This window comes from Staphylococcus sp. GDY8P119P, assembly GCF_017892075.1.
In the GTDB taxonomy this organism is placed as follows: Bacteria; Bacillota; Bacilli; order Staphylococcales; family Staphylococcaceae; genus Staphylococcus; species Staphylococcus ureilyticus.
On the sequence record NZ_JAESKJ010000004.1, the window covers coordinates 53,688 to 68,847 of the forward strand.

General features: G+C 31.1%; 18 protein-coding genes and 1 pseudogene. 5 read left to right on the top strand and 14 right to left on the bottom strand.

All coding sequences use genetic code 11. The annotated features are described in order from the left end of the window. Nucleotides 1-232: 232 nt before the first annotated feature. Complete coding sequence (locus tag KA830_RS02935) at nucleotides 233-1,852, top strand: PucR family transcriptional regulator (protein ID WP_046207028.1); 1,620 nt, start codon at nucleotides 233-235, stop codon at nucleotides 1,850-1,852. 253 nt (nucleotides 1,853-2,105) lie between these two features. After that, nucleotides 2,106-3,539: an MDR family MFS transporter gene (locus tag KA830_RS02940; protein WP_046207029.1), complete on the top strand. Its 1,434-nt coding sequence runs from the start codon at nucleotides 2,106-2,108 to the stop codon at nucleotides 3,537-3,539. Nucleotides 3,540-4,112: 573 nt separating this feature from the next. Here the strand turns inward: KA830_RS02940 and cspD are convergent. Then, nucleotides 4,113-4,313 carry a cold-shock protein CspD gene (gene cspD / locus KA830_RS02945; protein WP_019469926.1) on the bottom strand — a complete coding sequence of 67 codons (201 nt, stop codon included), beginning with the start codon at nucleotides 4,311-4,313 and terminating at the stop codon, nucleotides 4,113-4,115. Nucleotides 4,314-4,652: 339 nt separating this feature from the next. On the opposite strand from cspD, the gene KA830_RS02950 reads away from it, so the two are divergent. Continuing rightward, entirely contained in the window at nucleotides 4,653-5,066 is a 414-nt protein-coding gene (locus KA830_RS02950; protein WP_204180408.1) for a YxeA family protein, read from the top strand. Between the two features lie 151 nt (nucleotides 5,067-5,217). On the opposite strand, the gene KA830_RS02955 is transcribed toward KA830_RS02950, so the two are convergent. From KA830_RS02955 to KA830_RS02965, 3 genes are all read right to left on the bottom strand, one after another. Then, a complete protein-coding gene (locus KA830_RS02955) occupies nucleotides 5,218-5,523 on the bottom strand; it encodes a hypothetical protein (RefSeq protein ID WP_046207031.1) in 306 nt (101 codons plus the stop codon). Nucleotides 5,524-6,092: 569 nt separating this feature from the next. After that, nucleotides 6,093-6,254 carry a hypothetical protein gene (locus KA830_RS02960; protein WP_157948037.1) on the bottom strand — a complete coding sequence of 54 codons (162 nt, stop codon included), beginning with the start codon at nucleotides 6,252-6,254 and terminating at the stop codon, nucleotides 6,093-6,095. Between the two features lie 173 nt (nucleotides 6,255-6,427). After that, nucleotides 6,428-6,622 (bottom strand): hypothetical protein, encoded by a 195-nt coding sequence (locus KA830_RS02965; RefSeq protein ID WP_046207032.1) that lies wholly within the window; start codon nucleotides 6,620-6,622, stop codon nucleotides 6,428-6,430. Between the two features lie 194 nt (nucleotides 6,623-6,816). Here KA830_RS02965 and KA830_RS02970 point away from each other — a divergent pair, with 194 nt between their 5' ends. Together KA830_RS02970 and KA830_RS02975 are read left to right on the top strand one after the other, a co-directional pair. Further along, a complete protein-coding gene (locus tag KA830_RS02970) occupies nucleotides 6,817-7,026 on the top strand; it encodes a hypothetical protein (protein WP_046207033.1) in 210 nt (69 codons plus the stop codon). Between the two features lie 136 nt (nucleotides 7,027-7,162). Next, nucleotides 7,163-7,330 (top strand): hypothetical protein, encoded by a 168-nt coding sequence (locus KA830_RS02975; protein WP_204180409.1) that lies wholly within the window; start codon nucleotides 7,163-7,165, stop codon nucleotides 7,328-7,330. An 80-nt stretch (nucleotides 7,331-7,410) separates the two neighbouring features. Here the strand turns inward: KA830_RS02975 and KA830_RS02980 are convergent, their stop codons facing one another. The 10 genes and pseudogenes from KA830_RS02980 to guaB form a co-directional block, all read right to left on the bottom strand. Continuing rightward, nucleotides 7,411-7,575, bottom strand: a complete 165-nt coding sequence (locus KA830_RS02980) for a hypothetical protein (protein ID WP_164987247.1) — start codon at nucleotides 7,573-7,575, stop codon at nucleotides 7,411-7,413. A 325-nt stretch (nucleotides 7,576-7,900) separates the two neighbouring features. Further along, nucleotides 7,901-8,548, bottom strand: a complete 648-nt coding sequence (locus tag KA830_RS02985; RefSeq protein ID WP_204180410.1) for a hypothetical protein — start codon at nucleotides 8,546-8,548, stop codon at nucleotides 7,901-7,903. 524 nt (nucleotides 8,549-9,072) lie between these two features. Beyond that, the gene (locus tag KA830_RS02990) at nucleotides 9,073-9,336 is read right to left on the bottom strand and encodes a hypothetical protein (protein ID WP_238394772.1); all 264 of its coding nucleotides are present in this window, start codon (nucleotides 9,334-9,336) and stop codon (nucleotides 9,073-9,075) included. Between the two features lie 39 nt (nucleotides 9,337-9,375). Beyond that, a complete protein-coding gene (locus KA830_RS02995) occupies nucleotides 9,376-9,573 on the bottom strand; it encodes a hypothetical protein (protein ID WP_204180411.1) in 198 nt (65 codons plus the stop codon). A 313-nt stretch (nucleotides 9,574-9,886) separates the two neighbouring features. Then, nucleotides 9,887-10,315, bottom strand: coding sequence for an Ohr family peroxiredoxin (locus tag KA830_RS03000; RefSeq protein ID WP_046207036.1), 429 nt, complete (start codon nucleotides 10,313-10,315; stop codon nucleotides 9,887-9,889). A 181-nt stretch (nucleotides 10,316-10,496) separates the two neighbouring features. Next, entirely contained in the window at nucleotides 10,497-10,823 is a 327-nt protein-coding gene (locus tag KA830_RS03005) for a hypothetical protein (protein ID WP_204180417.1), read from the bottom strand. Between the two features lie 56 nt (nucleotides 10,824-10,879). Continuing rightward, a complete protein-coding gene (locus KA830_RS03010; RefSeq protein ID WP_239436917.1) occupies nucleotides 10,880-11,374 on the bottom strand; it encodes a hypothetical protein in 495 nt (164 codons plus the stop codon). Between the two features lie 139 nt (nucleotides 11,375-11,513). Further along, a pseudogene (locus KA830_RS03015) lies at nucleotides 11,514-11,954 on the bottom strand (terminase small subunit); the annotation flags it as partial. Nucleotides 11,955-12,117: 163 nt separating this feature from the next. Next, on the bottom strand, nucleotides 12,118-13,659 hold the full coding sequence (gene guaA, locus KA830_RS03020) for a glutamine-hydrolyzing GMP synthase (RefSeq protein ID WP_204179727.1): 1,542 nt from the start codon (nucleotides 13,657-13,659) through the stop codon (nucleotides 12,118-12,120). A 21-nt stretch (nucleotides 13,660-13,680) separates the two neighbouring features. Beyond that, nucleotides 13,681-15,147 (bottom strand): IMP dehydrogenase, encoded by a 1,467-nt coding sequence (gene guaB, locus KA830_RS03025; RefSeq protein WP_064209623.1) that lies wholly within the window; start codon nucleotides 15,145-15,147, stop codon nucleotides 13,681-13,683. Between the last annotated feature and the right edge of the window lie 13 nt (nucleotides 15,148-15,160).

Below are 15,160 nucleotides of genomic sequence, written 5' to 3' on the forward strand. Positions count from 1 at the left end.
TCTTTGTTATTAATGACATTTCTAAACAATAAAATTATAGGAATCGAACAAAATAAGTGTATAATTAATGATATACATTAAATTTTTTGAACATTTTGAACAATCGTTATCACAAATTGACAAAAACCCTGTTTTTTAAGATAAATACAGACAAATAGAATTTATCATTATATATATTTTCATGCATTTTCATTACTAGTGATTGTGTAAATCAGAAGCGGAGGACATAATTATGACTACTCTAAACGAAATTTTATCCGTTCCCCAATTTAAAGGCTTAAAATTGTTAAATAGCAACGGAGATTTATCAGCAGAAGTGACAAATTTAGACATTACTGAAAATAATGATATTAAGCATTTTACTTCAAATAATTCTTTTATTTTAACAACCGGTGTCTTGTTTCAAGATAATCAAGATAACTTAAAAAAGTTAATTAAAGATTTAAATGATATACACACTGCTGGACTTGGAATCAAAGTTTCAAGATTTTTACACGAAATCGAGCAAGATGTCATTGATTTTGCGGATGCTATCGAATTCCCATTAATTGAAATACCAGAAAGTTGGAACTTAGGTGAAATTACACACGAGATTTCTTCATTTATTTCTGACTCTGAAACTGGAAAGTTAAATTATGCATTACAAGTACAACAAGAATTAAACCAATTATTAATCAAAGGCTTCAGTATTGATACTATGATTGAGCGCATGAGCAAACTCTTAGGTGTACCTATCATTCTATTCGATCCTTTCAAAGCACCTGAAGCATACAGTCGTCATTATAGACAAGGTAACGCTTTAATGGCTGAACATACCAAGTATTTCATGAACCATTATCAAGATGCGCTAACATATGATAAAAATAACCTCGTCTTTGAAAATAAAGACCATGTAATTTTCAAAGTATTAGGTTACACATACTTTCCATACTATTTAATGGTTTCTCAAGTTAATAAGCTTTCCTACCCCTTTAGTTTATTAACACTCGAACAAGTAGTCAGCGTGTTAAGTTTCGCCTTATACAAAAACACCAAAATACAAGAGGCCGAAGAAAATGATATTAATCGATTTTTCGAATCGTTAGTCAATAATCAAAACGATCAAACCCTTTCGATCAAAAAGCATGCTGATTTATTAAGACAATATTATATTTATCCCTCTGACTATTATCAAATTATCATTTGCGGCATTGACACCAAAAATAATCTAGAAAATAGTTACTACTTAAATGAGCGGCACCATCTCACATTCCTTTGGTTAAAGCATAAATTAACTGATATTGATTCTTATATCAGCGTTTATAAATTACCGAGTAACGATCGTTTTGCGATATTAATCCAAAATCGACATGAATATTACTTTGAATACCTAAAAAAAATACAACAAAGTTATAGTGAGTACTTTGATGATACGATTTCATTTGGTATCGGAAATGAAGTAACAGAATTCACACAGTTACCTTCTTCCTTTTTTGAAGCAAATGAGGCCTTTGAAAATGAACTGCTAAATCATGCAAAAACTTTTATCTCACAATATCATTCCAAAGATATTCAGGAGCTATTACAACTTATCCCTCAAGAAAAGCTATTACCTTTCGTAAAACATACTTTGGGCCCACTGAGTTATCCAAAACAAAAAAAAGATTTAGAATTAAAACAAACTTTAAAAGTGTACATGGATAATCAATGCGATATAACAAAAACGGCAGATAAAATATTTATACACAGAAATACTGTAAAATATAGAATCAATAAATGCAGTAATATGATTGGCACAAATATAGAAGACCCTGTTCATTCCTTAAACATACGTATCGCTTTATATGTATCTGAAATGATTCGTTTCGATTAATCGCTCCATCTATTTAAAAAAGCTACGCTGTTTGCGCAATCATGCAAACAACGTAGCTTTTTCCATTAATAAAACAACAGTGATCTATGTTACCTCTAAAACAAGCGATTCCAACCTATATTATCTATGCATTCATTTTTTCTAAAAATTCTTTGCAAAAAATATTAATTTTTTAAACCGAATGGTTTGCTTTGCTAACTTAAAATAATTAAAATTTATCGATGGGATGTTATAAAAAGGAGATGCATTTATAATGTCGGAGAATGTTATATCTAATAAAAAAAGAAATACGATTATATTAGTTATGCTAAGTAGTGCTTTTGTAGCGATGCTAAATCAAACATTGCTCAACACCGCACTACCAGCAATTATTACGGGATTAGAAATAACTGACACAACTGCTCAATGGTTGATTACAGGCTTTATGTTAGTGAATGGTATCATGATTCCACTAACAGCCTTTCTTATGGATCGATTTCACACAAGACCGCTCTATATTTTTTCTATGAGTGCGTTCTTAATTGGTTCAATCATTGCAGCACTTTCACCTACATTTGGCTTACTCATGTTTGCACGTGTAATTCAAGCGATTGGTGCAGGGATACTTTTACCGCTTATGCAATTCACTGTATTTACACTGTTCCCTTCTGAGAAACGTGGATTTGCAATGGGACTTACCGGTATAGTAGCACAATCAGCCCCAGCAATCGGACCAACCTTAACCGGATTTTTAATTGATACATTTAGCTGGAGAGCACCATTTATTGTGGTAGCTTTTATTGCGATTATCGCATTTATTGTAGGCGCAATATTTGTAGAAAGTAATAACGAAACCAAACATACACAATTAGACAAAACTTCTGTTATATATTCAACATTAGGTTTTGGTTTAATGCTTTACGGCTTTAGCAGCGCAGGCAACTTAGGTTTCACATCACCAATCGTTATTATTTCACTTATTGTGGGAATCTTGATTGTTACCATTTTCGTAACAAGACAAATTAGAATCGATAATCCACTATTAAATATGCGCGTATTTACAAATCGTACATTTTCACTATCTGCATTTGCGTCTATGGTATTATTTATCGGAATTGTAGGCCCAGCATTATTGATTCCAATTTATGTCCAATCAGGCTTAGGTCTATCTGCAATTTTGTCAGGCCTTGTTATCTTACCAGGCGCAGTAGTCAACGCATTTATGTCCGTCTATACAGGGAAAATATATGATAAATATGGCTTGAAAGTATTGGCGATTCCTGGATTTGTCCTTTTAATTTTTATGACAATACTACATTGTTTCTTAACTTCAGACACACCTTATTGGTATATTGTCGTCATTTACGCTATAAGAATGTTTGCTGTAGCATTGATTATAATGCCACTGAATACAATTGGTATTAACGCATTAGAAAGTAAAAATATTTCACACGGTACTGCGATTATTAATTCTTTAAGAATTATTGCAGGTGCGATTGGTACTGCCATTATGATTACAATTATGGCAATTGTTCGTACAAACTATGTTCCAAGTAAGCATCAGTCCAAAGCAGATATTGCACAACAAGCGACTGTACAAGGTGTCGACGCAGCATTTGCATTCACTACGCTATTATTAATTATTGGTTTTATATTAACACTACTGATAAAAACAAAAAATAAAGCGGATAATACGCGTGAAGTATAATATTAAATCTATTTAAGTGAAAGTAGCAATGCTTCAACAACTTGAACGGTGTAAAAAACATACTAAGATTAGCTATGAAGAAATCTATGACAATAGATTTTTTCATAGCTATTTTATTATTCAATATTTCGTATTGTTGGCTCACTTTCTTAGGGGACAACTTCAGCTTGTAGTCTTCAACTTGTCCTGTTCCCTCAAGCGTCTCGTCAAAATACAACGTATTTATATGTAATTTCTCATTGAAGTACTTAAAAAAGGCTCTATTTCAACCCAAAATGATGTTAAAAATTATTCTACATGCCATACACCCAAAAATTAATTTTTATGCTGCTGTTTGTGGCTATTACCATTCTTTTATAAAATTGGCTTCAAATGATGTATTAATGCTAAGCAATCTTGCAAGAGTCATTAATATTTTATTGGTAGTAAAAAAATAGGTGCAAATCCGAGTCATAACTAACAAGTTGACTTTGAATTAACACCTTTTAAAGTAAATACATGTATATAACTTCAGAGATCGATTTTAAGACAAATAAAAAAAGACGAGCGTTGCTCGTCTTCTTTTATGCGTTATTATAATTTAATAACGTTAGCTGCTTGAGGTCCACGGTCGCCTTCAACGATTTCGAATTCAACAGCTTGTCCTTCTTCTAATGATTTGTAGCCGTCTTGGTTAATTGCTGAGAAGTGTACGAATACATCGTTTCCGCCTTCTACTTCGATAAAACCAAAACCTTTTTCTGAGTTAAACCATTTAACTGTACCGTTATTCATAATAAAAATCCTCCAAGTGCTTTTGCACAAAAATTTGTAATCTGTCTAAAAAATCAAAAGGAGTAAATTCAAAAGAATAAAACTACAAATCAATTTCACGAACTAAATTACTTAATACCTAGTATAACGAATAATCAGACCTTTGTATACCCCTATTTTCAAATAAATATATTTTGCACTTTATTTCTAGTAATATAATCCATTTGAAATATATAATTTAATTGAATATGAAAAATGACAAAATCGTTATATTAAAATGCATTTTTGTAACTTAAAAATATAGCGAACAAATCAAATAACTTTTACATTATAGATAGTTACTTTAAGGAGGTAATAAGTATGAACAGGTTTGTAAAAGTACTTCTAAATATCTTTGTTATCATTATCATTGTTTTTATCGGCCTTTTTGGCTGGAAAGTTTATGCAGAAAAACATACGGACAATCCTGATGTTGTTAGTTTTGCCAAATTAAATCCGCTCATTACTAATGAAGCATATTATGTAAAAACTCAAAAGCCAACAAAAGTTGAGCACAACAAAAGTGATGATGGAGAAACTCTTGTCACATATAATTATAAGCAAAATGGATATAACAAAAAAGGTGAAAAAAGACATTTAGATTTTAATGGTTTTGGTGAAAAACCATTAAAAACAAATCATTACTTAAAATTAGACACCGAACTTGGGCATGTCCAAAGTTATAAAGAAGTGCCTAAAAATAAAGTACCTAAAAAAGCATTCAATCACCTTTAAACATCACATTATGAATCAAAACAATACACTTAATAAAAATATTATTTTGATGAGCTAATAATATAATAATGCGCACAAGATAGAATTATTTATTGGCAAAATATGTTTTCTAACTTGTGCGCTTTGATTGTAATTTTTTAGTGACTACACCTTAGTTATTCATTCTTTTGACTATTTCATGCTTAATAATCATTAATGCTTGGCTATACTTAGAACTTGTATTTTCTTGAGTGTTAATAATCAAAATGTCTACTAAATCATCATTATCCATTTGAACTAATTCTTGCCGAAATTGATCGATATTTTCTACTAATCTCTTATGGTTAGGCTGATACTTATCTATAACATAATATTGATCAGCACCAAGTCCACCCTCTTCAATCATTTTAGAAATTTCATCCGTGCGCATCTCATTAGTTCTATCAATTTTGATATCTTTATTGTAATAATTAACCATACATATCCCCCACTTCATTCACAAAATCCATCTCATATTAAGGTTACATGCTATCTTTTTGACACTAAACGTAAAACAATAAATCACGCCGTACCACTTACAATGAAATAAAATTACTCCAAAAGTTATATATTACATCTATACCCTGAAATGATATTTTAAACTTTAATTTAGATCATTCTTTTTTATACTTATAATTCAAGGAAGTAATTTAATAAATTTATAAAATATTATCGATTCTCTATATCGTTTCTAAAAACACCGAACCCATATACCTCATCTCCTTATAATGAACCTATTTTATATCTATCCTTTTTAAAAATTTTTAAAACATTTCATTATTTTATACTATTAAAATACATTATATTCTATGAGTATAAGATAATATCGTCTAACAGTTCATTATTCCTTATTGGATTGATGATGCATAAAACAGATTCCTAAGTTTTGATAGTAATACCACCATAATAACATTCATAAATACAAAAATTGCTGAATGATAAAATAAAGACTGAGACAACATTTGCCTCAGTCTTTAATACTTCTAATATTTTCTACCATTTTAATGCTCATAATCGCTTTTTTGCTTCGATGCCAATCCATATATTTGTTACTAAACCGACAATCCCCATAACTAATGATGGTATAACAGAATGATTGCTAGTATAAAACGTCACTAAAAACATAAGTAAACCAGTTATCATACTGATTAATATAGATGAAAATTTCATTGGATTACTCCCTTTTTTCGCTATGTTAATTTACATTATTCCTATACTGAAATTCATTTAAAATGAAATAAAGACAGTCTGTTGTAGAGTTTTAAAAAATTGGGCATCACAAATACAATAACTTTTTATTTATAAAATATAGAAAATCCCACTAAACCACATCTTTGCGTTTTTCAACTCAATATGTATGCAATCACAAATAATATAATCGAAATAATGAGTGACATTAACCAAAACGGAGAACTCACTAAATCTTTATACGCTTGATCTGGTGCATTACGCATTTTCAACCGAATAAATTTGATTCCTAAATACAACGCTTCAACAAAATTAACGATTAAAACAATGCTTAACAGTATCATTGACATGACTGAACCCCCAAGATATCGTCTCATTTAATCCACATCGTACCATAAGATTTTTAATAATTAAATATATATAAAAAATATTAATTCAAATTTTTATTACAACCTAAAAACATATGTGTTATTTTATAATTAACATTGTACGTGGTTATTTTTAAAATTATATGGGCTAAATATCATAAAGTTGGAGGGGTATTGTGCAACTATTTTTACTTACACTTTTAGGTATTATTTTCGTTTTTGTATATGCTTCAAATTCAACAATACTTTTACATATCAAACTTATTAGACGAGCTAAAAAAGAAGGTACTGCAGCAATGAATGGTAAACAATGTCGCTTTATGTGGTGTTTGTTTGCAGTTATGGCAACAGGATTTTACCTATTATTACTTAATTCAAATTTGTAATCGAATAATCAAAATATGGTAACTTTCTACCATAAATGAGCAATGATATAGTTGAATTAAAACTCGAACTGTAAAAAGTATGTTTCTAAAATACTGTATAATATAATAAAAACAAAAATAGTAAAGGAGTCAGCGTATGAAATTTGTAAATTTAACAGCTATGACAGAAAAAGGCCTAAACAAGAAAGTTAATGAATTCTTAGTGGAAAACCCTTATATCGAAATCATTAAATTCGATTACCAATTAGGATATAGCAGCTGTGGCGTAGGTATTCTTTATAATAAAGTTAAGTCTCAGTCTTAAGTTTAAAATCAAATAAAATATGTTGAGGCTACTATATAACATTACTTATTTATTCATTTACAAACTTAATTCACGAATGACTAATAAAATAATTGTAAAACGGTCATAATTATAGTTAACAAACAAGCTAATAACATAACATTTTGAGCTCTATGAGTGCCCTGATTTCCATTTTTGTATTCTTTCATTACAAATAGCCAAGAAAGAATAACTAAAATCCCTAAAATAATGCTAATCGTTTTCATTTTACCTCTCCTAAAATGTACTGTATAACTTACTATTATTCGCTCAAGTTCAAAAAGATACTTCGAATTATATTTTTATAATATCATACATTTTAAAACGTGAATTGTTTGTAAATAATCTAACTTATTGTAATTGAAAATATCCCAATTTAAACTATACTTGTAATAAAAACAAAAGCTGAAACATAATAATGTTTCAGCTATGAATATCTTATGGAAAGTATACGATTGTGTATACATCCACATCATAATATTTAAATTTTTGTTAATGCTATTCAAAATGATATCACTGTAAGATTATCACAATAGTAATACCTAAAATGTCTTATTTTTGAAAAACTTTAAAATTAACACGTTTACATAATAATAAACTACCCGCAATCAATGAGATACTCGCTAAAAAAATGGTTAATATTCTATTATCTGAAATCATGCCTGTATCAGGTAATTCTTTTATTGCATTGTGCTTCACGCTATTTTTTGAATTTTTTACTTCAGAGTTAACTTTTGAGAAATCATTATTTTTTGAAGCGTCTAACTGCTGATTTTTATTAAATCGATCACTTTCTATTCCTGGATTTTTAGGGTTTAAAACACCTTCATCTTTTAATTTTTCATTTACTGCATTATTGTGCAATGACGTCTCACTATTAGATTTATGATTAAATTCATTCGTAGCATCTTCTAATTCCTTCGGCTCTTCAACCTCTGCTATATCTTTGTGCGGAAACACATTTGGTTCTGTAAAACTTCCATCCTTATGTAAAATACCATGAGGTATTTTCTTCGTACCATCCTTTAACTCTATAGGTTTTTCAACCTCTGCTATATCTTTATGTGGAAACACATTTGGTTCTGTAAAGCTTCCATCCTTATGCAAAATACCATGAGGAATCTCTTCACCATTTGCCCCTTGACTGCTAAATTGTACAACTGTCATTAATAAAGCTGTAGATAATAGTACCTTTTTCATTTTAAAACTTCCTTTCTAATAGAGTTATTGTAATATGAATATCTCACTCATTTTTACTGTTAAAGTGAATATTCGTAATATAAAATTTTCCTTAACTACCAAGAAGTTATCTGTTGTATGTATACAATATATTTTATACATTAATAACAAATATTTATGGAATTATTACTAATTACCATAATATTGCAAGGAGTCATTTATTAGGGTAATATTTCCGTTTAAGTAAAAATATAGATAGAAAATAGTAATAATATGTAAGTTTTAAATTTAAATATTGGTAATATCAAGTCTGTCAAAATGTTTAAGTAAAAATAAAAAGAGCTGGAAACTGTACCTTAGTAATGTTCCCAACTCTTTTTATATGATTAAATATGATTCAATCTTATTTTAAAATGGTATTTTAGGTGTTTATAATTTCCCATAACACTGATCTTCAAATTTTATTAGTCTATTCTGATTGTACTTTTATATAAAAGATACACTCTTCGTTTTATCAATAGTAGGTAAACCTATAATTAAGCGTATTATTCACTTGATTTTGCTTTATGAACTTTCAAAATTATAAATATAATAACAATTGTTATGGTAATGAAATCAAAAGAATGTGTAAAAGCTTGCCCAAATTCTTTATCTTGCCAGAAATAACGAATGACGAATAAAAGCGTTGAATGCACAAACAATGCAATAAACATGTATATCACTGGTTTATCAAGTAATAGACCAAAAACAAATACAAATAACAGCATTATTATAGTAAGTATCAGCATGACTATGTTTGGCATAGACATATTAAAACTCCAATCATATAGTATTTTAGTCTTACTCTTCTAGAAACCTTTACGTTTAATTTGTCTATATGTAAAAATACCAAAAATAATGACAAAGGCGAATTGTACAGTTTTAATTAGAGGTGAGCTAAATTCTAATATTTTAATATGCAGCATTGTTCCAATAATAGGGGCTATAAAATTAAAACTAAATAATATTAGACATATACCAACTAATACTTGTTGTGGTTTAGGCATATTTACCACTCCAAATTATAAAATTATTGTTAAGAATGTTGATGCTTCCACTGAGGGTGACCCATTATTTAATGATGTAGCAATATCATCATCACTAAAAATACAGTGCTAAATTCCAAAAAATATTTTCTGATTTATTCTAATATGCTTATGACCCAATTGATACTTTTTCTTAATAAACGTACATAAACATTTAGTTGGATTATATTATTTCATAAAAAATAACCGCACCAATTAAGATACGGTTATATAAATATATGACTGCTTGATAAAATTCCAAAAAAATCTTATCTAGCTTTTTGCATCACTTTACTTAATTAACGCTTACAGTAATTTCAATATCAATCGTGTGTTTTAGTGCTTTCGAATACGGACAATAATTATGCGCTTTTTCAACGAACATCTCCGCTTCTTCTTGGCTGAGATCTTTAAGTAATACATCTAATTCAGCTGCCAATTTCACACCGCCATCAGATTTATCTGGCAATAAATAAGCAGTCGCACGTACTTCTGGCTCAATTGTACCTTTGCCTGCACCTTTCAAAATATGCATTAGCGCATTGTTAAAACAAGAGCTGTAACCTGCTGCAAATAACTGTTCAGGGTTTGACTCTGTAACGCCGTTGCCACCCATTTCTTTTGGAACAGCTAAGTCTTGATAAAATGTATTATCTTCACTAAAAACTTTTCCATCTCTTCCTCCATTACTTATGACAGTTGTTTCAAATAATGGTTTTGCCATGAAAATCACTCCAATAATTTTTGAAATTCAATAATAATGATTAATTAACCGTTTTACATATCGAATTAAGCTTAATCTAATTGTATTCTATCATTATTTTTTAGATATTTAAAATAATAAGTGTTAAATTGTCATTTGTCTCTACTCATAAAAAAATAGGACAAGTACATAAGTAAATGTCCTATTGGGCTAAAATACTTTCAATCAATTCAACATATAAATCACTATTTTTATAGCCTTTTAATACGTCTTCTACTTGTCGAAGTGGTATTTCAGGCATTTCTCTTATTTCACTAAGTTTCTCTTGAAATTGCTTTTTTGTTACTACTTCATTATTTACTGCTAAATTATATAAATATAAATTCAATTTATTAATTTCATTTGCAGAGTAATAATAGCGTAACAACACTAAATCTTTAGTAATTAGGTTTGGAGCTAAATGCTCTTGTAGCACATCTATAGAATTCTTTATTAGTAATAGCTTCGATTCTAATTCTTCATTATTGATGAAATCACTTCCATATCTTTATATTAAAGTCTGTCCTACTGTTGATACCCAATAACCTATACTAAGGCAGTTGAATCCTTAATACCTGTTCCCATTAATGTTTGAGCAACTTGACCTTCAACATTTCCCCAAGTTGCTTCTTCTTGTTTCAAGATATTATTCAAAGTAGGCTCAACATGTTTGTCCCATCTTTTCTCTAATGACTTCCCTGCTCTAGGGCTTAACTCCTTCACACCAGAAAAAACAGTTTTTTTATTGCTTATCATTGCCTTAATACCCTTTTTAACTGCAAATGAGCCACCAATTCTTTCCGAAGTTCCTTCTTTAAGGTTTTTAGGTAGATTTTCAGTTGTCTTTTGGTTTACATATTCAGGGTTTTTAAATAGTTCGTCTAACGCTTTATTTTCTTTTTGTGTTTCTGTATTTTGATTATAATTATTCGTTTGGGATACTTCCTCCGCATTTGCTAATGGTGAAACCGAAGTTAATAAAACTGCACTCATAATAAAAGTTCCAAAGATATTTTTGATTTTCAAAATAAAAATCTCCATTATTATAATTTCCTCCCAAATCACTTTACAAACAACATTCCCAATAACAGATTAACACAATTAATACTCAATTCAATTAAGGTAGTGTAAAGATTAAATAAAACCACCCACCAGAACTTATACTGGTGAATGGCTTATCCTAATCCTCCAAAGGAACATCATCAATAATTTTAGTTCTATTAGGGTATCTCTTATCCATTTCCTCTTCTGTTTCATCATCCCACTCACCTACATTAATGATTACCGGTGTATCTCCAGTGAGTTCATACTTATCTGTAAATAGTGTGTGGTATTTGCCAAACAGATCACGCGCTTTTAAACGGCCACTAATTTTAATAGGTACTTCCACCATCTCAACACTTTCATTGTATATGATATTGTATTTGCCTGTGTCTGGATTCTTAACATATTCACCACGTTTGGTGACTACTTCTTTTAGTTTAGTTTCTTCCCCTACTGCTGCATTAGATAATAAATGTAGAATCTCATTCACAGAAAGCACATCATTATCAATAATCTTATTTTTATCTTCATAGTTATAGTTGTGCTATTTTTCATTCTTAAATAGGTTATAACCTTGTATATGAGCATTTTGCTACCTGAATCATTCCTTTGATGATAATTGTCTTACATATACTGTTTTTAGATAAGTATACACAAATTATTCTTCTCTTTACTTCCTCCTTTAACCACAAAAACACCCCCTTAAGCCAAAGACTTAAGGGGGTTCACCATTCTATATATTATTCCCACTCGATGGTACTTGGGGGCTTAGATGTAATATCATAGACAACACGGTTCACGTGGTCTACTTCATTAACGATTCTGCTTGAAATTTTTTGTAAGACTTCCCAATCAATACGCGCAAAGTCACTTGTCATACCATCAATGGATGTCACTGCGCGAATACCAACAGTATGATCATACGTCCGGTAGTCTCCCATGACACCTACGGATTGAATACCAGGTAACACTGTGAAGTATTGCCATATATCGCGTTCAAGACCTTCTTCACGAATGACTTGTCTTAAAATCGCATCTGATTCGCGTACGATTTCAAGTTTATCTTCTGTAATTTCACCTAGCACACGAATACCTAAACCTGGACCTGGGAAAGGCTGTCTCCATACTAAGTGTTCTGGAATACCTAATTCGATACCTAATTCACGTACCTCATCTTTGAATAATGTATTAATAGGCTCAATTAATTGGAATTCCATATCTTCAGGTAATCCGCCTACATTATGATGTGATTTAATCGTTTGTGCTGTTTTTGTACCTGATTCAATAACGTCTGTATACAATGTACCTTGCGCTAAGAAATCTACACCTTTTAGCTTAGATGCTTCATCATCAAAGACATAAACGAATTCATTACCAATGATTTTACGTTTTTGTTCCGGATCTGACACACCTTGCAATTTGTTCATAAAACGTTCTTGAGCATCGACACGAATGATGTTCATGTTGAAGCCCTCACCAAATTGTTCCATGACCATGTCGCCTTCACCTTTACGTAATAAACCATGGTCTACGAAAATACATGTTAATTGGTCACCAATCGCTTTGTGTAATAATACAGCAACAACAGATGAGTCTACGCCACCACTCATTGCACATAGCACCTTGCGATCACCAACAAGTTCGCGGATTTTTTCAACTTCAATATCAATAAAGTTTTCCATTGACCATTCACCAGTACATTCACACACACGACGTACGAAGTTACGTAATAAATCGTTACCAAATTCAGTATGACGTACTTCAGGATGGAATTGAACACCATAGATACGGCGTGATTTATCTTCAATTGCTGCATAGTTTGTGCTTGGACTATCTGCAATCACTTCAAAACCTTCTGGGATTTCGATCACTTTATCTGAATGACTCATCCAAACATTTTGTTCTTCAGGAAGTCCGAAGAATAATTCATCCGTTTTCGCATTAATCACTGCTTTACCGTATTCTCTTTCATTGGCACGTTCAACTTTGCCACCTAACAATTTAGTTGTTAATTGCATGCCATAACAAATACCTAGAATAGGAATACCTAAATTGTAAATTTCTGAGTCTATCGTAAAAGAGTTCTCTTCATATACTGAATTTGGTCCTCCTGAAAGGATAATCCCTTTCGGATTCATGCGTTTAATTTCTTCAATGCTGATTTCATGGTCGTGCAGTTCACTATACACACCCATTTCACGTATACGACGTGTAATTAATTGGTTATATTGGCTACCAAAATCTAAAACAAGTATGAGCTCTTGCTCTTTCGCCATTTCCATAACTTTAAATCTCCTTTTAACTTAGAATGAATAATTTGGTGATTCTTTAGTAATTTGCACATCATGTGGGTGACTTTCTGCTAATCCAGCAGGTCCCATACGTGTGAATTGTGCTTCTTCTCTTAATGCTTCTAAGTTTCTTGAACCAGTGTAACCCATACCTGATCTCACACCGCCCATAAGTTGGTAAATTGTATCTTGTAATGGACCTTTATAAGCAATACGACCTTCAATACCTTCAGGCACGAATTTTTTAGGGGCTTTATCTTCTTGGAAGTAACGATCGTTAGAACCACTTTCCATTGCACCTAATGAACCCATACCTCTGTATACTTTATATTGTCTACCTTGGAATACTTCTGTTGCGCCAGGGCTTTCTTCAGTACCTGCAAGTAAGCTTCCTAACATCACAGCGTGTCCACCAGCTGCCAATGCTTTGATGATGTCTCCTGAGAATTTAATACCACCATCAGCAATAATAGCTTTTCCATGTTTACGTGCTTCTGTTGCACAGTCATACACGGCTGTAATTTGTGGCACACCTACACCAGCAACAACACGAGTCGTACAAATTGAGCCAGGTCCAATACCTACTTTGACAACATCTGCACCAGCTTCGTATAAAGCTTTAGTACCTGCAGCAGTCGCAACGTTTCCGGCAACTAATGTCACTTGTGGGAATTTTTCTTTAATGTGTTTAACCTGTTCTAAAACACCTTTAGAATGTCCATGAGCTGTATCAATAACTAAGGCATCTACACCCGCTTCAACTAATTTTTCAGCGCGAATATCTGTATCTTTTGCAATACCAATCGCTGCACCAACTAGCAATCTGCCAAGTTTGTCTTTAGCAGAATTTGGGAATTCAAGTACTTTTTCAATGTCTTTGATTGTGATTAAACCTTCTAATTTACCATCTTTAACTAACGGTAATTTTTCTATTTTATGTTGCTGTAATAGTTCTTCAGCTTCATCTAAAGTAGTGCCTACAGGTGCTGTAATTAAGTTTTCTTTAGTCATAACATCTGAAATCTTAATAGAAAAATCTTCAATAAAACGTAAATCACGGTTTGTTAAAATACCGACTAATGTTCTTTCTTCTTCATTGTTAACAATAGGTACACCTGAAATACGATATTTGCCCATTAATGCCTCTGCTTCATATACACTTTCTTCTGGCGTTAAGAAGAATGGGTTTGAAATAACACCATTTTCTGAGCGTTTAACTTTTTGAACTTCATCTGCTTGATCTTCAATATTCATATTTTTATGAATGACACCTAGGCCACCTTGTCTAGCCATTGAGATTGCCATTTTAGATTCAGTTACAGTATCCATACCTGCTGAAATAACAGGGATATTTAATTTAATACCTTCTGATAATTGAACGCTCAAGTCTACTTCTTTCGGCAATACATCTGATTCTGCTGGTAACAATAACACATCATCAAAAGTTAAAGATTCTTTTTCAAACTTATTTTCCCACATATGAATACAGCCT